This is a genomic window from Brumimicrobium sp. (genome assembly GCF_048268645.1).
In the GTDB taxonomy this organism is placed as follows: Bacteria; Bacteroidota; Bacteroidia; order Flavobacteriales_D; family Crocinitomicaceae; genus Brumimicrobium; species Brumimicrobium ulvae.
Map to the genome: position 1 here is coordinate 76,196 of NZ_JBLWVE010000012.1, position 25,762 is coordinate 101,957.

General features: G+C 38.3%; 9 protein-coding genes and 1 pseudogene. 6 read left to right on the forward strand and 4 right to left on the reverse strand.

Annotated features, from left to right (window positions below):
- Nucleotides 1-41 precede the first annotated feature (41 nt).
- Nucleotides 42-3,758, forward strand: coding sequence for a phosphoribosylformylglycinamidine synthase (purL, locus tag ACN0U3_RS10445; protein WP_417266177.1), 3,717 nt, complete (start codon nt 42-44; stop codon nt 3,756-3,758).
- A gap of 179 nt (nt 3,759-3,937) precedes the next feature.
- On the opposite strand, the gene ACN0U3_RS10450 is transcribed toward purL, so the two are convergent.
- Complete coding sequence (locus tag ACN0U3_RS10450; protein WP_073219046.1) at nt 3,938-4,273, reverse strand: tRNA-binding protein; 336 nt, start codon at nt 4,271-4,273, stop codon at nt 3,938-3,940.
- Nucleotides 4,266-4,577: a phosphoribosylpyrophosphate synthetase gene (locus ACN0U3_RS10455; RefSeq protein WP_073219049.1), complete on the reverse strand. Its 312-nt coding sequence runs from the start codon at nt 4,575-4,577 to the stop codon at nt 4,266-4,268. The genes ACN0U3_RS10450 and ACN0U3_RS10455 overlap by 8 nt, the downstream gene beginning before the upstream one ends.
- A 187-nt stretch (nt 4,578-4,764) precedes the next feature.
- Here ACN0U3_RS10455 and ACN0U3_RS10460 point away from each other — a divergent pair, with 187 nt between their 5' ends.
- From ACN0U3_RS10460 to ACN0U3_RS10470, 3 genes are all read left to right on the forward strand, one after another.
- Nucleotides 4,765-5,337 carry a thioredoxin family protein gene (locus ACN0U3_RS10460; RefSeq protein WP_073219073.1) on the forward strand — a complete coding sequence of 191 codons (573 nt, stop codon included), beginning with the start codon at nt 4,765-4,767 and terminating at the stop codon, nt 5,335-5,337.
- A 569-nt stretch (nt 5,338-5,906) separates the two neighbouring features.
- Nucleotides 5,907-12,143 carry a GEVED domain-containing protein gene (locus ACN0U3_RS10465; RefSeq protein WP_417266178.1) on the forward strand — a complete coding sequence of 2,079 codons (6,237 nt, stop codon included), beginning with the start codon at nt 5,907-5,909 and terminating at the stop codon, nt 12,141-12,143.
- Between the two features lie 22 nt (nt 12,144-12,165).
- Nucleotides 12,166-12,399 (forward strand): hypothetical protein, encoded by a 234-nt coding sequence (locus ACN0U3_RS10470; RefSeq protein ID WP_417266179.1) that lies wholly within the window; start codon nt 12,166-12,168, stop codon nt 12,397-12,399.
- A gap of 278 nt (nt 12,400-12,677) precedes the next feature.
- Here the strand turns inward: ACN0U3_RS10470 and ACN0U3_RS10475 are convergent, their stop codons facing one another.
- Together ACN0U3_RS10475 and ACN0U3_RS10480 are read right to left on the reverse strand one after the other, a co-directional pair.
- A complete protein-coding gene (locus tag ACN0U3_RS10475) occupies nt 12,678-13,403 on the reverse strand; it encodes a LytR/AlgR family response regulator transcription factor (RefSeq protein WP_417266180.1) in 726 nt (241 codons plus the stop codon).
- A gap of 1 nt (nt 13,404) precedes the next feature.
- Entirely contained in the window at nt 13,405-15,339 is a 1,935-nt protein-coding gene (locus tag ACN0U3_RS10480; protein WP_143036905.1) for a tetratricopeptide repeat-containing sensor histidine kinase, read from the reverse strand.
- A gap of 554 nt (nt 15,340-15,893) precedes the next feature.
- Between ACN0U3_RS10480 and ACN0U3_RS10485 the strand changes: the two genes are divergently transcribed.
- Nucleotides 15,894-22,502 carry a BspA family leucine-rich repeat surface protein gene (locus ACN0U3_RS10485; RefSeq protein ID WP_417266181.1) on the forward strand — a complete coding sequence of 2,203 codons (6,609 nt, stop codon included), beginning with the start codon at nt 15,894-15,896 and terminating at the stop codon, nt 22,500-22,502.
- A gap of 625 nt (nt 22,503-23,127) precedes the next feature.
- Nucleotides 23,128-25,762 (forward strand): annotated as a pseudogene (locus ACN0U3_RS10490) (hypothetical protein); the annotation flags it as partial.

The window sequence follows — 25,762 nt, forward strand, 5'->3', positions numbered from 1 at the left end:
AGTTACCTTTGCAGCTCAATAATATTTAAAGAAAGTTCAGGATGATTCACTTTTTTGGGAATACCGAAAACACCGTATTTGCCGTTCAAACCCACGCAAATATTTCAGAAGAAAATACTAAAAAGCTGGAATGGCTTTTTGGCAATCAGGCTAAGTTAGAGGAATCCGTCCTGTCCACAAACACGTCGGATTTTTTTATTGGTCCTCGCGCAGCTATGATTACGCCTTGGAGTACTAATGCCGTTGAAATCACTCAAAATATGGGGATTGAAGGCGTAATTCGCATAGAGGAATTTCACAACAGTTCAGTTGTAAAAGAGGCTTTCGACCCTATGATTTCTCAAAAATTTCAGGAACTAAATCAAGAGCTTTTTGATATTAACGTGCAACCTGAACCAATTTTAGAAATTGAAAATATTTCTGAATACAATGAAAAAGAAGGGTTAGCGCTAAATGCTGAAGAAGTTGAATACCTAGAAAACTTATCAAAAAAGATAGGTAGAAAGCTTACCGATAGTGAGGTTTTTGGTTTCAGCCAAGTAAATAGTGAGCATTGCCGTCATAAAATTTTCAACGGTGTTTTTGAAATAGATGGAAAAGAAATGCCTTCTTCCCTATTCAAACTTATTAAAAAGACCTCATCAGAAAACCCGAACGATATTGTTTCGGCATATAAAGATAACGTAGCTTTTATAAAAGGACCTAAGGTAAAACAATGGGCTCCAAAAAGCGCAGATAAGCCAGATTGGTACGAAGAAAAAGATTTCGACAGTGTGATTTCATTAAAAGCTGAAACGCACAACTTCCCAACTACAGTAGAGCCTTTTAACGGTGCTGCAACTGGTAGTGGAGGTGAAATTCGCGATCGTTTGGCAGGAGGAAAAGGTTCTTTACCGCTTGCTGGAACAGCGGTTTATATGACTTCATATTCACGATTAAACAAAGAGCCCTTCGACTCCGCTCAGAACAGACCTTGGGAAAAAGGAATGAAAGAACGCGATTGGCTTTACCAAACGCCTTTAGATATTTTAATTAAAGCTAGTAATGGAGCTTCCGATTTTGGAAACAAATTCGGTCAGCCATTAATCGCTGGATCTGTTCTTACTTTCGAACACGAAGAAGACGCCCGTAAATTAGGTTTCGATAAAGTGATTATGCTTGCTGGTGGTATCGGTTACGGAAAAGCAAGTCAAGCTATAAAAGACAAGCCTCAAGAAGGTGATAATATTGTAATTTTAGGTGGTGATAACTACCGAATCGGAATGGGTGGTGCTGCAGTTTCATCGGCAGATACTGGTGAATTTAGCAGCGGAATTGAACTTAACGCAATTCAACGTAGTAACCCAGAAATGCAAAAACGCGCTGCCAATGCCATTCGAGCAATGGTAGAAAGCGACCACAACCCAATTGTTTCTATTCACGATCACGGTGCAGGTGGACACTTAAACTGTTTAAGTGAGTTAGTTGAAGAAACTGGAGGACGTATAGAAATAAGCAAACTTCCTATTGGCGACCCTACCCTATCCGACAAAGAAATAATGGGGAATGAAAGCCAGGAGCGAATGGGCTTAGTTATTGGTGAAAAAGACATTCAAAACCTTAAAAGAGTTGCAGACCGCGAACGTTCTCCTATGTACGAAGTAGGGAAAGTTACAGGCGACCAACGTTTCTGTTTTGAAAACAAAGACGGCAAAAAACCTATGGATTTTGCTCTTGAAGATATGTTTGGTAGCTCACCAAAAACAATAATGAAAGACAAAACCGTAAATAGAAACTATAAAAACTCTGTTTACGAAGCTTCAAAAATAAAGGAATACGTTACACAAGTGCTACAATTAGAAGCTGTAGCTTGTAAAGATTGGCTTACCAACAAAGTTGACCGTTGTGTAACGGGTCGTGTTGCAAAACAACAAACCGTAGGGCAATTACAATTACCATTAAACAACTGTGGTGTAATGGCTTTAGATTATCAAGGTAAAGAGGGCGTAGCCACTTCTATTGGGCATTCTCCGCTAACAGCCTTAATAGACCCTGCTGCAGGATCGCGCAATGCTATTACCGAATCTCTAACCAATATTGTTTGGGCTCCGTTAAAAGATGGTTTAAAAAGTGTTTCACTTTCAGCCAACTGGATGTGGCCTTGTAATAACGAAGGTGAAGACGCAAGACTATACGAAGCTGTTAAAGCTGTTTCAGATTTTTCAATTGATTTAGGAATCAATGTTCCAACCGGAAAAGATTCACTTTCAATGAAGCAGAAATACAAAAACGAAGAGGTTATTTCTCCAGGAACCGTAATTATTTCTGCTGCCGGAAACTGTAACGATATTCAAAAAGTAGTTGAGCCTGTTCTTCAGAACGGTGGTGGTAGTATTTACTATATCAATGTTTCTCAAGACAACTTTAAACTAGGCGGATCTTCTTTTGGACAAATTTTAAACGCTATCGGAAACGAAGCGCCAAATGTAAAAAGTGCCGAATACGTAAAAACGGTTTTCAATACGTTACAAGAACTCATTAAAGAAGGTAAAATTCTTGCTGGACACGATGTTGCTTCAGGTGGATTGATAACTACTTTATTAGAAATGTGCTTTGCCAACGTTAATCTTGGAGCAGATTTAGATCTTTCAAACTTAGGTGAACGTGATATGGTAAAAGTTCTTTTTGCTGAAAACGCAGGTCTTGTAATTCAAGCTTCGGAAGATACTTCAGTTGAAAAACTTCTATCTGAAAATAATATCGATTTCAAAAAAATTGGAACTGTTACAACTAATGAAACACTAGCTATTAAAAATAACCGTGAAGAACTTTCATTCAGCATTCCTGAAATGCGTGATGCTTGGTACGAAACTTCATATTTATTAGACCGAAATCAAAGCGGTTCAGAACTAGCTAAAGAACGTTTTGACAATTTTAAAAATCAGCCATTAACTTTCGAATTTCCAAAGAATTTCACAGGCAACCTCTCGACTGCGCTCGAGGAGACAATGTCAGGTGGAGCGCAGTCGAGACCCAAGGCAGCTGTAATCCGTGAAAAAGGAAGTAACAGTGAGCGAGAAATGGCTTATATGATGCACTTGGCAGGATTTGATGTAAAAGATGTGCATATGACCGATCTTATTGAAGGTCGTGAAGATCTTGAGGATATAAAATTCTTAGTTGCTGTTGGTGGATTTAGTAACAGTGATGTTTTAGGAAGTGCTAAAGGTTGGGCTGGAGCTTTCCTTTACAACGAAAAAGCGAATAAAGCATTAAAGAATTTCTTTGCTAAAGACGATACATTATCCTTAGGTGTTTGTAACGGATGCCAGTTATTTGTGGAGTTAGGATTACTTAATCCTGAAGATGAAGAAAAACCAAAAATGCTTCATAACGATACCAATAAATTTGAATGTGTGTTTACTTCGGTAAAAATTCAGGAGAATAATTCTGTGATGTTATCTTCAATGGCAGGAAGCACATTAGGAATTTGGTCGGCTCACGGGGAAGGAAAATTCAGTTTCCCAAAAGAGGAAAACCACTACAATATTGTTGCAAAATACGGTTATGATAAATTGCCATCAAACCCAAACGGAAGTGATTTTAACACTGCAATGATGACCGATAAAACAGGTCGCCATTTAGTAATGATGCCTCACTTAGAGCGTTCTACGTTCCCTTGGAACTGGGCATACTACCCAGAAGATAGAAAGGATGACAAAGTTTCTCCTTGGGTTGAAGCCTTAGTTAATGCAAGAAAATGGATTGAAAAGAAATAGATCTATTCTATAAATAATAAAAAACCGTTTGCATAAAATTTGTAAACGGTTTTTTTATATTGCTCACACCTCCTATCTCATTGGTAGAAAGAGATTTAAACCAAATAAACAATGTATTAATAAATTAAACTCTTAGCATTTAATTAAAGAAATTAGTGAGCGAATTAACAATAAGAAACCTATAAAACCCGCAATCCATTAACAACATCCTTACTTGGCTGCAGGAGTGTAACGTCTTTTCCATCTACGGCACCCAAAACCAGGCATTCGCTCATAAAATTGGCTATTTGTTTTTTAGGAAAATTCACAACAGCAATAACTTGTTTGCCTATCAATTCTTCCTTTGAATAAAGTGAAGTAATCTGTGCAGATGTTTTGCGACGCCCTATCTCACTTCCGAAGTCTATTAGGAGTTGAAAGGACGGGTTTCGGGCTTCAGGAAAATCATTGACTTCTAAAATAGTGCCGACCCGCATTTCTACTTTTTCAAAATCTTCCCAAGAGAGATTATTCATCGTGTCTAATAGAAAGTTTTTGAATCATTTTTGAGGAAATCGCACCGCGTTCTGCACCATAAGCATCAACAAGCAATCCTTTTCTTCCGTCTTGGGTTTCTATTAAATATAGAATTGTGTTATCTCCAGGATCGGTCATTCCTTCAAAACGGTAGAATTTAACGACCTCTAATTCGCCTGCCTTCCACTCTTTTTTTAAGGATTTTGACTCAATTCCATCGGCTATAAGATTGAAATCTTCAGAATAACCTTTATTTTGTAAATCTTCGATTGCCACCGAAAGTGATGAATAAGAATTTTTCATAATAATTGATTTAATTTTTAAAGTTAATAGAGTTATTCTTCACTAGCAAAGATTTAAATTTTATTTAGCACAAATAAATATGGCATGAAGACTTAGAAAAGTTTATATGCTTACGAATCAACCTCATATTAACCATTCAAAATTTGTAACTTTAAACCGTAATTTAAAATCAAAATTATATTTAAAAATGGCCGATACTGAATCCACAATGCTTCCTTTAAATACTATTGCACCTGATTTCACTTTGCTAGATGCAGTTAGCTTGAATACGGTTTCCTTAAAGGACGTCCGCGGTGAAAAAGGAACTGTAGTAATGTTTATCTGCAATCACTGCCCTTTTGTTAAACACGTGAATGATGAAATAGTGCGCATCTGTAATGATTATAGAGTTACAGGTTTTGGATTTGTAGCCATTAGCAGCAATGATGTTGAAAAGTATCCAGAAGATAGCCCAATCGAAATGTGGCGAACCGCGCAACGTGTTGGGTATCCATTTCCGTACTTATATGATAAAACTCAAGAAGTAGCAAAAGCCTACGATGCTGCCTGCACTCCCGATTTCTATCTTTTTGACGCTGAACTAAAGCTTGTTTATCGCGGACAGTTAGACAACTCCAGACCTGGGAATGGTATTCCAGTAAACGGGCGTGACCTTCGCGAGGCTTTAGATAATATTTTGAACAACAACCCACAGCGGAAAGACCAAAAGCCTAGTATGGGTTGTAATATTAAATGGCGGAAAACCACAACTCAGCCTTAACTGAAGATTACAAGATATTATCACCATAGAAAATAGAAGAAAGGGTAAGATGCTTAAATTGGACTAATGTAACTTTTGTTTATATTACGACTTCTCTCCTGTTCCACCATTTCTCCTACTACTTGTTTATGCTTTAAACTTCATTTAAGATTCCTTATTCTAACTACATTATATTCAGATTTTTGGTTGGTTAATACCGTTTATGTTTTATTAATAAACTGGAAATGATATTCACGTAATATATGGGGGAGGTTTCGACCTGAAAAGTAGAATACACTTCGTAGTATTGGTTAAAAGTTGGAAGATCGGCTCCCTCGGGAACCGCTTTTTATTTTTGGGGATGGATGAGGATGAAGATGAAGTTTGACGATTTACACCACGACATTTAGACTCACGACAAAAAATACTTTGCGCCCTAGAGAGAAATTATAACTTCAAGAAAAAGCATGACGATTTAAAACTTCAAAAACCTCCTGTTTATGCGAATCAAAAGTTAAATAGGGTTATCCCCTAGATTATACTTTTATATAAACATCAGTTTTGTAATTCACTTAATAAACCACGGAATTATGAAAAAACTACACCTCGTAGCTACAAGATTCTTGGTTTTGAACCTGATGTTTTTCAGTACTTTAGCATCAGCTCAAACACCAGAACAAGCTAAAAAAATCACTGCGTCGTATGACCAGGCGTATCTTCGAGATCTAGCTGCCAAATCTCTAGAAGAGTCGACAAAGAAGAAAAAAGCAGCAATTGAATTTGCAAAAGCCAGGAACATTCCTGTTGCCTATACTACAAAAGAAGGTTCGTATGTTGAGTTGCAGGAAGTTCTTCCAGACGGCACCCTTCTCTATAATACCACTTATAATGCCGATGCAGCAAATTCGACACGAACAAACCACCTTAACATTGGTGGTTCTACAGGCTACAACCTCGAAGGCCAAAATATGACTGCCTATGTTTGGGATGGAGGACATCCTCGAGCAACGCATCAAGAGTATGATGGACCTGGTGGTACTAACCGCTTCTCAATTATGGACAGCTCAGAAGAAGGCGGTCTACAACTAAACTCTCATGCTGCACACGTTGCTGGTACAATAGGTGCTTCGGGTGTTGAACCCCAAGCTAAAGGGATGGCTCCACGTTCAAACGTAAAAGCCTATAAATGGAATGATGACTTAGCTGAAGCAACAACAGAAGCAGCAAATGGAATGTTAATTTCAAACCATTCCTATGGTACTTACGCTCAAAATGTTTCAGACGATAGACTATTCGGATCTTATCAATATCTATCACGAGTTTGGGATAACCTGATGTTTAACGCACCTTATTATTTAATGGTTGTTGCAGCAGGAAACGATGGAAATAACACCCACTTTAACGGTCATCCCCTTGCGCCAGGTTATGATATGTTAACCAATAGGCAAACAGCAAAAAACAACCTGATTGTGGCAAATAGCCAGGATGCAGTTATAGATAGTAACGGAAACTTAGTTTCAGTAGCCATTACTTCTTCTAGTAGTCAAGGCCCAACGGACGACCTACGAATCAAACCAGACATTTCTGGAAATGGATATTTTGTGTATTCTACTGTTGAAACTTCTAATAATGCCTACGATACTAAAACTGGAACTTCTATGGCTTCGCCAAATGTTGCGGGTTCTTTATTATTATTGCAAGAGCATTATAATAAAGTGAACAGCAATTTTATGAAAGCTGCTACTTTAAAAGGACTTGCTTTACATACTGCAGACGATGCTGGACCTGTGGGGCCTGATGCTCGATTTGGATGGGGACTTTTAAACTCAAAACGTGCTGCAGAAACCATAACGCAAAATGGAACTAGTGCGCTTATGTACGAGATGCTAATCTCACAAGGACAAACTATCACACTACAAGTGGATGCCGATGGCGTTAACGATTTAATTGCTTCCGTCTCTTGGACAGATAGACAAGGAGAAATAAACAATATTTTAAACTCTCCTACACCAACGCTAGTGAATGATTTGGATATCCGTGTTTCAAAAAACGGAACTACTTTCTACCCATGGCGACTCACTTCTGCTACAACAAATAGCAACAGTGGAGACAACCACGTTGATCCGTTCGAGCGCATTGAAGTTGCCAATGCTTCCGGCACATATACTGTAACTATTAGTCACAAGGGAACCTTAGTTGGAGGAAGTCAAGCTTTTAGTCTTATTGTTACTGGAATACAAGTAGATTGCTCAACTGCATCTGTACCACAAGCAGTTAACACTCTCGAGGTTCAAGGAGAAACCGCTACTATTGCTTGGACACCAATTCCTGGAGCAACCTACGATTTGAGATACCGTAAAGTAGGAGTTTCGACCTGGACATCTGTGTCGGACATTACTTCTAATACTTATGAAATTACCGGACTTAACACTTTCACCGAATATGAAGTGGAAGTAAGAAGTAAATGTGTATCGGGAACACCTTCAAACTACTCAAATACGCTTAATTTCACTACTGCTGGACTAGATTATTGTGCTTCTTTCTCTTCATCGGCAAGATCAGATTATCATATAAGCAATGTGACTTTAAATACAATAAACAATACCTCAACCGAAAGTACCTATTCAGATTTTACAAATATAAGCACAACATTAACCGCTGGTGAAACCTATACTATTGCACTTACTACTGGCGCAGATGCTAATTACAGAACTTATTATAATGTGTGGATAGATTATAATAACAATGGCGTATTTAATACATCTGAAAGAGTATTCACTACCCAAGGTGTCGCTAACAATGTAGCTTCAGGTTCCTTCACTGTACCTTCGGATGTGAATCCGTCAACAACTACCATGCGTGTTATACTGAGCTATTCAGCAATATCAAATCCTTGTGGTGAAATATCTCTTGGTGAAGTTGAGGACTATGCTATAAATCTTCAAACAGCAGAACCTTGTATTGCTCAAACACCTCAAAATGTTAGTGCTAGTAATATAAACGATGATTCAGCAACAGTAACTTGGACGTTAATCCCAGAGATGACATACGATCTAAGATATCGTGAAGTTGCCACTTCTACTTGGTCTGATGTACTTGATATTTCAACAAATTCATACGAAGTATCAGGACTTAATCCTGAAACTGAATACGAAGTTGAAGTGAGAAGTAAATGTTTAGACGGAACACCTTCAGATTATTCAACTGCAATTTCTTTTACTACGACTACTATGGTAGTGACTTATTGCGACTCTTCTAGTAGTGTTGCAAGAGGTGATTACTATTTAAGTAATGTAACTTTAAATACTATAAACAATACTTCAGCGGAAAGCACTTACTCTGATTTCACAAATATTAGTACGGAGCTAACTGCTGGTGAAGCATACACAATTTCGTTAACTCCTTCTGCTGATGGAAATTACTGGACTTCTTATGGCGTTTGGATAGATTATAATAACAATGGCGTTTTTGATGCAGCGGAAAAAGTGTTTGAGTACACTGGAGGTTCAGTTGAAGTTGCAACAGGCTCCATCATAATTCCTGCAGATAGTAACCCACTATCCACAACCATGCGTGTTTCTATGACATCAGGACAAACAGTGCCTGGTCCGTGTGACTCGATTGTTAATGGAGAAGTTGAAGACTATACGATTGTGCTTTTGGAGGCTACTTGTACTGCTTTAGTACCTCAGGATGTTGCAGTAACTAACGTTGCTGAAGAAACGGCGACAGTGACTTGGACGTCAATTACAGAGATGACTTATGACCTTAGATACCGTGAAGTAGCTTCTTCTACTTGGTCTGATGTACTTGATATTGCAACGAATACCTACGATGTAACAGGGCTTAATCCTGAAACTGAATATGAAGTTGAAGTGAGAAGCAAGTGTACAGACGGAACACCTTCTGAATATTCAGCTGCGGTTTCCTTCACTACTAATTCTGTGGAAGTAACGTATTGTGATTCTTATGCAAATTATCCACTTGCAAACTTCCATATTAGTAATGTAAGTTTAAATACTATCAACAATACTTCAACGGAAAGTGGATACTCTGATTTTACAAATATAAGTACAGATTTAGCCGCTGGTGCAACATACACCATTTCCTTGACCACTGGTTCTGATGCTGATTATCCTGCATATTACGCTGTTTGGATAGACTACAACAACAACGGCACATTTGAAGCTACAGAAAGGGTTTTTTCAATAGCAACTACGGCTGATGTAGTAGCTACTGGTTCCTTCACTCTACCTTCTGATGTAAACCCTATAACTACTAGAATGCGTGTTTCCTTGAGTAATTCTCCAGGAATACCTGCACCGTGTGAGAATATTAACATTGGAGAAGTAGAAGATTATACTATCAACCTTGTGCCAGCACCAGCTTGTGCTGCTCCTACAAATCTTAATTTAGTACAGGTAACTGCAACTTCAGTTATTATAAATTGGACAGCAGGTGGTACTGAGTCCAGATGGGTTGTTTCTTATGGAACACCTGGTTATACTCCAGGCGATAGCAACGAAATTAGCTTGTTAAATGCGAATTCACCTGGTGGTCAGATTTCTGGATTAAACGCTAACACACAATACGATTTATATGTTCGCGCTAACTGTGAACCTGGATTGAGTGAATACGTAGGACCACTTAGTTTTACTACGCCTTCAGCTTTAGTTAATGACGATCTTTGTGATGCTTTACCTTTAACCTTGGGCGCAAGTTCAGCTGGAGATGCTTATACGAATGTTGGCGCAACTGCACAAGCTAACGAACCACAAGGTAGTTGTGCTTATGGTACTATTATGTCTGTATGGTTTAGCTTTGAAGCTCCACTTAGTGGAAACGCAACAGTGACTACGGATATCGCGGGTGGATCTTTGAATGACACTGAAGTCACTATTTATGAAGCTCCTACAGATTGTGCAGACCTATTAACCCTAGGTGCAGAAATTGCCTGTGATCAAGATGGAGGAGGAACTACTGGTCATAATTGGAGATCTATAGCTACAATGACTGGCTTAACGCCTGGGAACACCTATTACATCCAAGTTGATGGTTATGGTTCAAGCACAGGTACTTTCGGTATTGAAGTACACGATGATGGATATGACGGTTTTGTTTATGAAAACGGTACTTGGAGTCCTCAAAACCCAAGTGGTGTTGCTACGACAGCAGATGACATTTATGTAATAAACGGTACAACAAGTCTTACTGCAAATACTGGAGTAAACAACCTTACTATTATGTCTGGTGCTACTTTAGAAATTAACAATGTACTTACTTTGGGTGGTGACATTACTAATGATGGAAACCTTGTATTTGCAAGTAGTGATTCTGGAAACGGAGAGCTTGCTGAGGTATCAGGAACTTCAAATATTTCAGGGAATGTTACCGTAGAGCGTTATATGAAAAACAAGCGTTCATACAGAATGGTAAGTAGCGCAGTAACCACAACCTCTTCTATCCACGACAACTGGCAAGAAGGTGCTACTAGTAGTTCAGATAACCCAGCTCCAGGTTTTGGAACCCATATTACAGGAACTACTACAGACCAAATGAACGGTTTTGACGCTACAGCTACAGGTAATGCTTCAATGTTTACGGTTAATGTTGCAACACAGCAGTTTGAGGCTATTGGTAATACCAATGTAAACACTTTGACAGCAGGTGAAGGCTATTTATTGTTTGTTCGTGGAGATAGAAGCATTGATCTGACTGATCCATCCGACAATTTATCTAGCTCAACGGTGCTTCGTGCTACTGGTTCATTAGTTACAGGTACCAACACACAAAGCTTTGCTGATGCATCTGCAAACAACTTTGTTATGTTCGGAAATCCTTATCAGAGTGCTGTTGACATAAACAGTGTATTTGCTGCTTCAACTAATGTTGCTCCAGGATTCTACTACGTTTATGACCCAAGTCTCGGGACTTACGGATCGTATGTAACCGTAGATCTATCTGATGGATCGAACACAGCTGGTTCTAGTGCTAATCAATATTTACAACCAGGTCAAGCCGCACAGGTTAAAGTAACTGGTCCTGCAACAGTAGTGTTTAACGAGAGTGCTAAAGCTCCTGGAATGTACACTTCGACTAGCGCTAACCCTATGGCTGCAAACGATATGCTAACCGTTCAGCTATATACAACTGAGAACTTCAACAATGGAGGTCCAGTACACGATAGCTTCGGAATTGTATTTGCAGAGGGCAACGACAACAGAATTACTGCTGCAGATGCTACAAAGCCGATGAACTTTTACGAAAACTTAGGTGTAAACAACAACGGAACTTACTTGAGTATTGAGCATAGAGAAATGCCAGAAGCAGGCGACGAATATGGATTGTACAGTGCAGGCTATACGAAAGCTGAATACACATTGAAAGTAGTAGTTGATGGATTAGAAGCTAATGACTTCTACCTTGCAGATCACTTTACAGGTACACGTATCCTTTTAGAAGCTGGAGAAAATAGCTACAAATTTAAAGTTGACGCTAATGAACCAATGAGCATTGCTACCGATCGTTTCTCAATCTATACAGAGCAACGTTTAGGAGTTGATGATAACAACCTACTTTCAGGCATCCGCCTCTACCCTAACCCATTGAACGGAGATACATTCTACATAAATGCACCAAAGTTAAACGGAGAGCAATTGTCAGTTAGCATCAGCGACGTAGCTGGAAGAAGCATCTACGAGCAAACGTTAGACTGCCGAGCAAATACAGTAACTGTTCCAATGGGCGATAATATTGCGTCTGGTGTTTACTTAGTTACGTTAAAGCACGGTGGAGAGACTTATACTTACAGATTAATTAAGGAATAAGAATCTTTAAAACAGAATTAATATGAAAACTAAAATAAATAATATGAAAGTAAGCAATAGCACCATTAGTAAAAAAGCCTTATTACTATTTACCGGTCTAATGCTTATTGGAAGTATAACCGCAACCGCCCAGATAGGATTACCTGGAGGAGATCCAAATATCCCAGATGCCCCTATTGACGGTTTCTTGAGTATTGGCCTCATTGCTGGAGTCTGTATTGGTTTACGAAAGCGGATAAAAGAATTGAAGGAGTAAAACTCTGAATGTTCTAATAGATTAGTTTTATTAGGTGGTTTGTTTGAAGAGAGGGTTCCAATTGTGGAGCCCTCTTTTTTTTGAAGATGTAGTTGAAGATGAAATCCAAATCCAAAGCGAAATCAAAAGAGAATAAATAACCCTTTGTGGCCTTAACGAAAAACTTTGCGACTTTGCGTGAAAATACGGAGCAGTGATTTTGAAGAAAACAAGACTGATAAAGATGCTACTTTAGCCAGTCTGAAAATAAGTCAACAGTAAAATACCTGACCCCTATTTTACTTTAAATCTAAGTTTAGTCTTTTAATCAACTCTTCGTAATTAAACGATTTTGAAACAGGTAATTCTTTGTTTATTGAAACTAAGATTGAGTTTCTATCTATAGCCTTAATTTTTTCAACATTCACGGCGTACCTTCTATGAATTCGGTATAGATTTTCATAATCTAACATTTTTAAAACCTCATCTAATTTTCCACGTACTTCATGTGTTATTGAAGCTATTTTTAAGTGAACGTAGTTTCCTTCAGACTTGAGGTAAACCAAATCGGCTTTATTGATTTTCACTAACCCACTTCTAGATTTGATAATCGTAGGAATGACTTTTACGGGATTCTTCTCTTTGTTTCGCTTCTGAAGATTTCTGCAAGCCATTTTTACAGATGATATTAATGTGGGATTATTGAATGGCTTCATTATATACCCGTCGGGGTCTGTACTATGAATTTCCTCTAACATTGCATCACTGCCATAAGCCGTCAAGAAAACGATGGCACAATTCAGAGATTCTCTTATTTTTTTAGCCAACCAAATACCGTCTTTAGCACCTTTTAAATTGACATCTATAATCACCACTGTCACATTTTTTTGTGGAATTTCTAACCAAGCATTTTCGGCAGCAGAAGCGCTTCCTACATATTGGTAACCCGCGCGCTGCAATACTGAAACCAGTGCTGCCCGCGTTACTCCCATATCTTCTACAATGTAAAAATTTTGATTTTCCATATTAATCTGTAAAGGTTATGTTGCAGTTAAATCCGTTATTATTCGTAAACTTTACAGTGCCATCAAGATCTTCTACAAGCATAATAATCAAATTGAGCCCCGTATTGTAATAGTTTGAATTATTGATGTTATTAAAACCACTTCCACTATCTGAATAGTCTAGGATATATATACCTTTGTTCTTAGAAAGGGTTATATCTATTGTCCCTGTTTCATCAAAAGCGTGTTTAAGCGAATTTGTTATCAATTCACAGATAATCAATGCTAAAGGAGTTGCTTTTTTTACATCTAACTGCACTGTAGGAGCCGAAACATTGTAACCAATATCGATATTTGGATAACTATCTATAAGCAAATGGCCTAGCTTTTTTAAGTAGGCTTGCATATCGAGTTTTGAAACCCCTTCCTGTTCATAAAGCAGTTCGTGAATCATAGACATACTTTGCAAATAGGCTTGAGATTCCTCATAGATTTTTGCGTGCTTTTTAGAGTCAATTTTACCACGTTGCAACTCCAAAATACCGGACACTACTTGTAAATTATTTTTAATTCGATGGTGAATTTCATCTAGCATAATCCCCTTTTCATTTAAACCTTTTTGAAGTGCATCTTTTTGATTGGCAATAATTTTGTTTGCTTTTATAGCCTTATAGAGCATAAAGCCAATAATGAATCCCAACAATATTACTATACATAGAAAAACAAGTTGAATAAAATTAGCTTCTTCTTTTTGTTGAAGCAGTTTTTTATTTTTTTCTAATGCCTCCCCTGTTTTAACAAAATTGAATTTTGCCGTTGCCTCAGCGTAGCTTTTTTCATCCTTGGCTTTGTTTAACGAATCGATTAAAGCTAAACTTTGCTCAAAATAATTTAGCGCCTTTTCATTCTCCTCTTGTGCCAAGCTTATTTTCGCCTTTAATAAATAAGCATTTTTACGATTGGCAGGGTTTCGAAAAAATTTTTCAAAAGCTAAAGTGCTATCCGTGTATGCTTGGGCTAATACAAGCATATTGTTATGATAATACAGCTCAGAAAGATTTTGATAAACTTGGGCTGCGGTATTGGGTTCCTTTACAGCTTTGCTTGAAGCCAATTCATTTTTAAACGCTTGTTCCTTCTTGTTAAAACCTGCGCCTTCTATATCAACTTTAACGATATTCGATGCAACTACATTCTTAAAATGATTTATATATTCTTCGGAAAAATAGTGGTCTTTAAGATCGTTTCGACCCAAAATTTGAATTGCTTTTCTGTAAAAAATAAGCGCACTATCGGGTTTTTCCTGCTTTGCAAAGGTTAATCCAATATTATTGAACATACTGCTGGCTCGAAAAAAATTGTCAGCCTTTAGAAACACGTCTGCTTGCTTTTTATAATTGTTACGGGCAAGTGTGTACTGTCCCAAATTATAATAAATAAGGGCTAACTCATTAAAATACCCGTAGGTTTTGGGCCAAACCAAGTAATTGAATTTCTCATTTTGTTCAATCAGAAGGTTCAGGATGTTAAGTTGTTGTTGGTAATATCCTTTGCGCCGATAACTAGAATTAATAGCCAAAAGCGCATAAACACTTTCAGGCAGCTCCAAAAACTCTGGCTGTATCAGTAATTTTTCACCAATAGAAACAACAAGGTCATCTTTTAATCGGTTGTCGTAATATATCAACAAATAATACTGTGATAAAAGTTCTTGTGTTTCGCTTCCCTGATTTTCAGCCCAAGTTTTCGCACTTTTCAGCGTATTAAGAAGTTTAGTAGACCAGTAAAAATCTTCTTCTTTATGAGATGCCAGCTGCTGAATTTGCGGTCGAAGTTTATTGAAATCTTCCGATGTTTCTATCGGATAGCTGTTTTCCAAATTCGTTTGCACTAACTCATTTTGCGAAATGCAAGAAAAGCCAATGGCGAAAAACAATATGTGGATTATTAATTTCAATAATTCTGAATATTCAATATGCTGATTTTTTTACTGATTTCTATGATATAAATTAAACTGTTTATCCCGTTTCGCGTGAAGCTTAGCACTATGGTTAAGAGTAATTAATCTCAAGTTTAAAATACGAATCTACTTTCAGCTTGATTGGTTTATTCAATTTTATTGGCACCAGGCACAACTAAAAAACAAGTAATACTTTTTCAAACAACCACTCATAAAACCACATCACCCACACCCATAAGCCCCCATATAACCAATAATTCATACAGATATCTCAATTTTAGTAAACATATCTCAAAAAGGCTTGTAATACGTAAAAATAAAAGTTAAAGATGAAAAGTCAGCCTTGTTTATTCGAAATAGTGAAGAATCAGTTTTTAAACAGCAACAGATAATTTAGCATAAATTCAATTTAAACGTAAAAAAACACCCATACTTCACAAAAAAAGGGTATTACTTCACAAAACGACTTGTTTTGCGTAAATTTATTTAATTCAACATAACTTGCATTATTAAATAAATTTCCGATAAAAAATCAGCGAAAATTAGCGATTATGAAAAATATATACTTTTTATTTTTAGTATGCTCAATGGCTCTAAATGGTATTGCACAAAGTGATTCCTGTGCATCCCCAACCGTGCTAACTTCTTGTTTAGTAAAAAGTGGGAATAACATAGGTTCGACAGCAGATTTAGGTTCTGAAGATTCATTTGACCCAATGAGTATTTGCGCACTTTCGGTAGAAAACACCGTATGGTATACCTACACTCCTACTGTTTCGGGCCCTCACGAGGTTACAGCTGTATTAAGCACCTGTAGCCCTTATAATTCTGGGCTTCAGGCTGGGTTACTAAGCGGTACCTGTGGAGGCCCGTATACTTCAAAGGGGTGCGGATTTCTTCAGGCTGGAACCACAAGCACATTTCAAGCTACTTTAACTGCTGGCGAACCCGTACTTCTTGTATTGGATGGCGATGGTGGTGATGAGTGCACAAGTATTGACATTTCTATATGTCCTGTATCACAACCAGCCGATGCCTTTATCACCACTTGGAAAGGGAGTAGCTATACAATACCAACCAACCCTGCGAGCGGCCTTTATAATTATAATATAACTTGGACAAATCTTGATAATCCAGGCATTGGAGATGGATCTGCGACTAACCTAACCGGAGATTACTTAATTTCAGGTGTTACTTCTAGTGATAAATATAGAGTGGAAATTACGGGGTTGTTTCCTCATTTTTATATGAATGCCAATAGCGATGCATTTAAACTGAGGTCTATTGAGCAATGGGGAAATAATGCGTGGACAAGTATGGAGGCAATGTTTAGTAACTGCGTGTTTATGAATTATAATGCTACGGATGTTCCAGATCTATCAAATGTTACAAATGCTTCGGAAATGTTTCGTGATACTAGTGCTTATATTGGAAATTTAGCCAGCTGGGATGTAAGCACCATTACAGACATGAGCTATATGTTTTATGATATTACCGGAACGATTTCAAACATTAGTGGTTGGGATGTTAGTAATGTAACAGATATGAGCTATATGTTAGGAGCAGATATTCCTGAAATTCACAATATGTTTAATCAAGACATTAGTAGTTGGAATGTTAGTAATGTAACTAATATGGAGCATATGTTTTTTAAAAGCGTCTTTAATCAAGACATTAGTGGTTGGGATGTTAGTAGCGTAACTAATATGAACAATATGTTCAACAGGGCAGGATCCTTTGATTTTTCACTTGGAAATTGGGATGTAAGTAATGTGATAAATATGACAAATATGTTCACAGATTCAAATTTGTCTACAACTAATTATGATTCTACCTTAAATGGGTGGAATGCTTTAAATCTAAAACCCAATGTTACTTTAGGAGCAACAGGTTTAAATTATTGTAATGGAGAATTAGCTCGCCAAAATATGATAGATAATGATGGATGGACATTTACGGGAGATAATTTGGATTGTACAGGAGCAGCCTTTATCACTACTTGGCAAACCACCAACGCCAATGAAAGCATTACCATCCCCACAAATCCAGCTCTTTCAGGCTACAACTATACCGTAGATTGGGGCGATGGCAATACTTCTACCGCTCAAACGGGTGATGCTACCCATACGTATGCTACGCCTGGCACACATACGGTTTCTATCACTGGAGAATTCCCATCTATCTGTTTTTTTTACAGCAATAATAAAAATAAAATTATTTCTATTGATCAGTGGGGAACAGGAACATGGAAATCAATGAGCCGGGCATTTCAGGGATGTGTTAATTTACAGGGTAGTTATACAGATGCACCAAACCTAAGTTCGGTAACTGATATGAGAATGATGTTTCGCGATGCAACTGTTTTTAATGGCAATGTAAGCAACTGGAATGTTGAAAACGTGATTAGTATGATGGGAATATTTTGGGAAGCTTCTGCTTTTAATGGCGATGTAAGCAATTGGAATGTAGCCAACGCAACTGACATGAGCTATATGTTTCTTGCTGCCCTTGCGTTTAATGGCGATGTAAGTAATTGGAATGTAGCCAACGTAACTAATATGAAGTATATGTTTTTGCATGCTTCTGCTTTCAATGGCGATGTAAGTAGCTGGAATGTTGAAAATGTTACGGATATGGATAGAATGTTTGACGGAGTAACTCTATCCACTGCAAATTATGATGCCTTATTAAATGGTTGGAGCACACAAACATTGCAACCAAATGTAGATTTTCACGCAGGATATAACACCTATTGCGCAACGGCCGCCAGAGATATATTAACAAACGCACCGAATAACTGGACCGTTACCGATGGCGGTTTAGACCCAAATTGCGCTAGTAACACCGACGCCTTCATTACCACTTGGCAAACCACCAATGCCAATGAAAGCATTACCATCCCTACAAATCCAAATGTTTCAGGATACAACTATACGGTAGATTGGGGCGATGGGAGTACTTCTACCCCTCAAACGGGTGATGCTACCCATACGTATGCCACGGCTGGCACATATACGGTTTCTATTACGGGAGAATTCCCTGCTATTTTTTTTAACAATTTTGGCAGTAAAGAGAAAATCACCTCTATTGAGCAGTGGGGAACTGGAAACTGGACTACTATGACACGGGCTTTTTATGGCTGTACTAATTTACAGGGTAATTATACAGACTCACCAAATCTAACTGCGGTAACTGATATTAGTTTAATGTTTACGGAAGCTAATAATTTTAACGGAAATGTGAGCAACTGGAACGTCTCAAACATTACCGATATGAGTTTTATGTTTTATGGCGCTAGTAGTTTTAACGGCGATGTAAGCAATTGGAATGTAGAAAATGTAACGGATATGAGCTGGATGTTTAGTGACGCCTCCATTTTTAACAGAGATTTGAGCAACTGGAACGTGTCAAATGTAACGGATATGAGCAATATGTTCAGGGGCGCTTCTACATTTAACGGCGATGTAAGCAACTGGAATGTAGAAAATGTTACCAATGTAAATAGCATGTTTGATAATGCTTCAGCTTTCAACGGCGATGTAAGTAATTGGAATGTAGAAAATGTTACGGATATGAGCAGTATGTTTTCTTATGCTAACGTCTTTAACCAAAATATAGGAAATTGGGACGTTTCAAATGTTTTGGATATGTCCTGGATGTTCTATAATTCTTTAAGTTTTAACCAAAATATCGGTAGTTGGAATGTATCTAATGTAACAAATATGAATGGAATGTTTGCATCTGATTCTCCTTCCAGTTTCAACCAAGATATTGGCAATTGGAACGTAGTAAACGTAACAGATATGGGATTTATGTTCTCTGGTGCTTCCGCATTCAATCAGGATATTGGGAATTGGAACGTGGGGAATGTTACCAGTATGGGCTATATGTTCTATGGGGCTAGTGCATTCAATCAGGATATTGGTAATTGGAATGTGGGCAGCGTGACCAAGATGTTCTCTATGTTCATTGAGGCTACTGCCTTTAATCAGAATATTGGCAACTGGGACGTAGGCAATGTAACTGCTATGCAGGGTATGTTTTTGAGTACCAGTCTATCAACAGCAAATTATGATGCCATTCTAATTGGCTGGGCAACCGATAGTAGCGGTGTGGCCGGTGATGGTATAGACGACATCCCCAACAATGTACCCTTTGGAGCCGGAACCAACCAATATTGCACAGCCGATATAAAACGCCAAGAACTCATTGATACATACGGATGGACAATTACCGATGGCGGTCTTAACTGCTCAATGGAACCTACAAGTGCCTTCATTACCACTTGGCAAACCACCACTGCCAATGAAAGCATTACCATCCCTACAAATCCAGCTGTTTCAGGCTACAACTATACGGTAGATTGGGGCGATGGAAACATTTCTACCGCTCAAACTACGGATGCTACCCATCAATATACCACGGCTGGCATATACACGGTTTCTATTACTGGGGATTTTCCTGCTATCCAGTTTGGTAGTGCAAATAGCATTGCCATCAACGACCAAAAACTGTTGACCATTGAGCAATGGGGCACGCAGGTGTGGCAGGGAATGGATAGTGCCTTTAAAGGTTGCTCAAATTTAACCACAGAATCTGCTACAGATGCGCCCGTATTGGCTGCCAATTCTAGTTTTAATTCCATGTTTTTTGGGTGTACAAACTTCAATTCAGATTTGAATGATTGGGATGTAAGCAATGTCAACACCATGGTGTCCACGTTTCAAGATGCTGCTTCTTTCAATGGAGGTATTTCAAACTGGAATGTCGAAAATGTTACAGATATGAGCAATATGTTCAGGTATGCCTATGACTTCGACCAAAATATTGGAAGTTGGAATGTAACTAACGTAACAAATATGAGTAAAATGTTTTATTATGCCTCTACCTTCAACCAAAATATTGGTGGATGGAATGTATCGAGCGTAACAGATATGTCATTCATTTTTTACCAAGCAGCTGTTTTTAACCAAAACATTGGAAGCTGGAATGTGTCCAGTCTAATGGATTTGACTGAGATGTTTTCGTATGCCATTGCCTTCAACCAAAGCATAGGAAACTGGAATGTATCAAATGCAACAAATATGTATAGAATGTTTCATCATGCAGAGGTCTTTAACCAAGATATTGGAAACTGGAATGTAGCCAATGTAACAGATATGGGGATGATGTTTTATGAAGCTAATGCCTTCGATCAGAACATCGGAAGCTGGGATGTATCGAACGTTATGGATATGACCTGGATGTTTCTTGGCGCAACCTTATCTACTGCCAATTATGACGCCTTACTTACTGGTTGGAGTGCCTTGCCCCTGCAAAACAATGTAACATTTGATGGCGGAAATAGCCAGTACTGTACAAGCTCAATAGAACGACAAGCTATTATAACTACTTATGGTTGGAATATTTTTGATGGAGGTCGCGAATCAGGTTGCAACTTTTGTCCTGAAACTACTACCTATACACTAGCTGATGGATGGAGCAATGGCACCCCTACCCCCAGCAAGAAAGCCATTTTTGCCGATGATTACAACACTACACTTGGAAGCATAAACGCTTGTGGCATTGAAATAAACACAGGAGCTACGCTTACCGTTTCTGAGGGCACCACTATTAAAGCTGTGAAAGACATCGAAATTAATGGTGATCTAATTTTTCTGAGCACTGCTACTGGTAATGGAGAATTGGCTGCTATGGGAGCAACTTCAAATATTACCGGTGATGCTACCGTGCATCGTTATATGAGCAATAAGCGCTCTTACAGAATGGTGAGTCCTGCGGTTACTACAAACACCTCTATTCACAATAACTGGCAGGAAAGTGCAATTAGCAATATGGATAATCCTGTAGCTGGTTATGGAACACACATTACAGGCAGCACCATAGACCAACAAAACGGCTTTGACGGCACTACCACAGGAAACCCTTCAATGTTTACTGTAAATGTAGCTACCCAACAATTCGAAGCAATTGCAAATACCGATGCAAACACCCTAACAGCAGGAAGTCCGTATCTGTTATTTGTTAGAGGAGATAGAGCCATTAATCTTGGAGACAACTTAGCCTCTAGCGAAACCGTGCTTCGCGCCACGGGTTCACTAGTTACTGGCACACAAACCCAAAATTTTGCTTCAGAAGACGCGGGAGATTTTGTGATGTTTGGGAATCCATATCAGAGTGCAGTTGACATAAATACGGTGTTTGCTAATTCCTCCAACCTGAACGCTAATATGTATTATGTTTACGACCCAACCCTTGGAGATAATGGGGCTTATGTAACAATCGAGCTTCCGGGAGGAACAAACACCTCGGGTTCTGCTGCAAGTCATTTTTTACAACCAGGGCAAGGCGCTCAGGTAGCAACCGCTGCAGCGGGCACCTCATCTGTAGTGTTTAAAGAAAGCGATAAAACTCCAGGGCAGTTTACGGCAACCAATCGCCCATTGTTAGCAAACGATATGCTAACCGTACAATTATATACTAACGAAAACTATAACAATGGAGGATCGGTACACGATAGTTTCGGAATTGTGTTCGCTGAAGAAAACGACAACAGCCTCACCCCTGCTGATGCTGTAAAGCCAATGAACTTTTACGAAAACCTTGGTATTGACCACGACGGAACGTACTTGAGTATCGAACAAAGAGAAATGCCACAAGCGGGCGAAGAATATTCGTTATACACTTCTGGTTATCAACACACCAATTACACCTTTAAAATGGTTATCGATGGATTAGAAACTACCGAATTCTATCTTATTGATTCCTTCACAGGAACGCGTACACTTTTAGAAACTGGAGAAAACACCTACAGTTTTACTGTGAATGGTGACAAGTCGTTGAGTATTGCAACCAACCGTTTCTCAATAGGTTCAGAACAACGCTTGGGAGTTGATGACAACAACCTACTTTCAGGCATCCGCCTCTTCCCTAACCCATTGAACGGAGATACATTCTATATCAAGGCACCAAAATTAAACGGAGAGCAATTGTCAGTTAGCATTAGCGATTTAATAGGGAAAAATATCTATAAGCAGACTTTAGACTGTCGTTCAAACACAGTAACAGTACCAATGGACGAGAATATTGCATCTGGGGTTTACTTAGTTACTTTAAAACACGGTGAAGAAACAAGTACGCTTAGATTGATAAAAGAGTAATTGCTGAAGCTAATACTTGCTTTTGCAAACAAAGATGTTAGTTATTTTGGTTAGTGTTTTGTTTGTTAATTAAAATGAGAAAAGAACCTGTAATGGGTTCTTTTTTCTGTTTGGTATTCAAGAAATGGGATTTAGGAATTGAATTTTTGGGTTTTTAAAACACTACTTTTTTTGAATGTTCCGAGATTTGTTTAAATGTCCTGCTGTGTCAAGATAGTGAGCGAAGTTCTCAAAAAAACAGTGTAATTCGCGCCCGAATCCATCGACACTCCTTCATCTTTTACTCGTGTTTACCTCTAACCTTGTTCGAGACTGGTTCGAGATTCCTTCGAGACACCTTCAATAAATCGACGTTTTTACGAAGGATTCTCGAACAATCCTCGAATATATAAAGAAGCTGTATAGAGCATGAACCGTCTCTAAAACAACTAGCCATTAACACAAAACACCATCTCCTTGAATGAAAAAATAAAAACAAGTTTTGCGTAAACTATGCTTCCTAAAGACTGGCTACATTATTAAAAGGTTATTAAAGTCCAAACCTGTGTTTTAGTGAAAAATAGCGTACTATATTTCATATCTTTGCACAATTATAAATATTAACTAAAAATTTTAGAAAAAGATTATGGGTTCAATTTTACGCAAACGCTTGAAAACAGGCAGCTTACTAGTTCTGTTATTTTTTGCCGCATCTATTGGGTGGGCACAGGGACTTGAAGATTTTACAAATTCAAACGCAGGTGGTGGTTACTCAACTAGTTCTTTCGTTGGAAATAACGACATTACATGGTCGTATGTAGAATCTCGCGATGACAACGGTACAACAGGTGTTACCGCTCCTGCATTAATGCTGAGAAGGTCTTCCGATGACAGTAAAGTTACTTCTAGTTTAATTCCAAATGGAATTGGTGACTTTAGTGTAAAGCTATACAAAGGTTTTACAGGTGGTGGTGACCGTCAGGTTGAATTATTTGTGAACGGTATTTCTCAAGGTACTTCAACAGCTTTTGATGATTATGACGAGCATATTTTTACTGTCTCTGGAATTAATATCGAAGGGGATTTTACTATAGAAATTAGAAATACTACGAGCAAACAAGTAATTGTCGATGATATTACTTGGACTGCTTTTGGTGAAGGAGAAGGAAATACAGGACCGTTTATTACAAACATAGACCAAACTCCAAGCAGCACAACAGTTACCTCATCAGACGATGTAATGGTTATTGCAGATGTCGTAGATGGTGACGGCATTGCTTCAGTAGAACTACATTGGGGAACAACAAGCGGTAGTTTAACGAATATCATCGCAATGAGTTTAGATGCTGGCGATACGTATATGCTAAACAGTGCTATTCCTGCACAAGCAGATGGCACAACAGTTTATTACGAAATTCAAGCCACAGACGCTCACGAAACGCCTGAAACTTCAAATAGCCCTGAGCAATCTTATACTGTTGAGGACCCACTTCCTTTCACAATACCTTATTCTAATGCTTTTGGAAGCCAAACAGATTACGACGAAGCAGTTGGTTATGGTTTTATATTCAATAACACTGCAATAACAAATTATTTAAGAATAGACCTAACTGGTAGTATGACTACTGCTGCTATTGATTTTTCAAATTATAATGCTTTAGTCGTAAGTGCTTCTATGAGAACGTACGGATCTGGATCAGGTCGAGAACTAACCGTTTCCGTATCCGATGACAATGGTGTTAATTATACTACGGTAACTACTTTTGCTATTGAAAGCAGTAACTATACTACTTTTGAACAATTGATCGATTTGTCATCTTTAAATGGAGCTAACGGTCGTATCAAGTTTGAAATGACCAGCGGTTCTGGAAGTATTCGACTAAGGGATTTTAATCTTGATATTCAAGAAATGGAAGGTTATGTATATTCAAGCGGTGCTTGGAGTCCTTTTGATCCTAGTGGTGTATCTACTAGTGCTGATGACATAGTTGTTAGTGACGGTGTTGCTACTTTTACTTCAGATGTAGAAGCTCGTAATATCACTATCAATGAAGGAGCAACTTTAAACGTTGAAAGCGTACTTAGTATTGCTGGAGACATCATCAACAACGGATCGCTTGTATTTGTTAGCACTGCAACAAGCAACGGAGAATTGGCGGAAGTACTTGGAACTTCTTCTATAACAGGAGATGTAACAGTTGAGCGTTACATGAAAAACAAGCGTTCTTATAGAATGATAAGTAGCGCGGTTACTACCACTTCTACTATCCACGATAACTGGCAAGAAGGTGCTACTAGCAATACCGACAATCCAAATCCAGGTTTTGGAACACATATTACAGGTGCTACAACTGACCAAATGAATGGTTTTGACGGTACAATTACAGGAAACTATTCTATGTTCAGTGTGAATGTAGCTGCACAAATGTTTGAAGCAGTTGCAAATACTGATGTAAATACATTGACGGCCGGTGATGCTTATTTATTGTTTGTTCGTGGCGACAGAAGTATTGACTTAACTAATGATTTAGCTGCTGGTGAAACTGTACTTCGTGCTACAGGTTCATTGTTTACTGGAACTAGCACTCAGAACTATGCAACTTCAAATGCAGGAGATATTTTAATGTTTGGTAACCCATACCAAAGTGCGGTAGATGTTAATAGTGTATTTGCTGCTTCTACAAACCTAAACCCTGGTCATTACTATGTATATGATTCTGAACTTGGAGCTCACGGATCGTATGTTACCGTAATGCTTCCTGAAGGAACAAACACATCTGGCTCTGTTGCCAACCAGTTCTTACAACCAGGACAGGGAGCACAAGTAGCGACTTTAGCGGCCGGCGCTTCTTCGGTTGTCTTTAACGAAAGTGACAAAGCGCCAGGGAATTTTACAGCTACAAGCCGTCCAGCAACAATGAATGATATGTTGACTGTACAATTATATACTACTGAAAACTTCAACAATGAAGGATCACTACACGATAGCTTCGGAATTATCTTTGCAGAAGGAAACAACAACGAGCTTACAACTGCTGATGCTGTAAAGCCCATTAACTTCTACGAAAACTTAGGTATTGACCACAACGGAACTTACTTGAGTATCGAACAAAGAGATATGCCACAAGCAGCTGAGGTGTATTCAATGTACACAACAGGTTACCAACAATCTGAATATACTTTAAAAGTTATTGTTGATGGTTTGGATAGCACTGTTCTTTACCTTGATGATCACTTTACAGGTACAAGCACAATATTAGAGGCAGGAGATAATGTTTACA

Excerpts from the sequence above, each read along its gene's own strand:
- purL (WP_417266177.1), top strand. The coding sequence starts at position 42 with ATGATTCACTTTTTTGGGAATACCGAAAACACCGTATTTGCCGTTCAA.
- ACN0U3_RS10450 (WP_073219046.1), bottom strand. The coding sequence starts at position 4,273 with ATGAATAATCTCTCTTGGGAAGATTTTGAAAAAGTAGAAATGCGGGTC.
- ACN0U3_RS10455 (WP_073219049.1), bottom strand. The coding sequence starts at position 4,577 with ATGAAAAATTCTTATTCATCACTTTCGGTGGCAATCGAAGATTTACAA.
- ACN0U3_RS10460 (WP_073219073.1), top strand. The coding sequence starts at position 4,765 with ATGGCCGATACTGAATCCACAATGCTTCCTTTAAATACTATTGCACCT.
- ACN0U3_RS10465 (WP_417266178.1), top strand. The coding sequence starts at position 5,907 with ATGAAAAAACTACACCTCGTAGCTACAAGATTCTTGGTTTTGAACCTG.
- ACN0U3_RS10470 (WP_417266179.1), top strand. The coding sequence starts at position 12,166 with ATGAAAACTAAAATAAATAATATGAAAGTAAGCAATAGCACCATTAGT.
- ACN0U3_RS10475 (WP_417266180.1), bottom strand. The coding sequence starts at position 13,403 with ATGGAAAATCAAAATTTTTACATTGTAGAAGATATGGGAGTAACGCGG.
- ACN0U3_RS10485 (WP_417266181.1), top strand. The coding sequence starts at position 15,894 with ATGAAAAATATATACTTTTTATTTTTAGTATGCTCAATGGCTCTAAAT.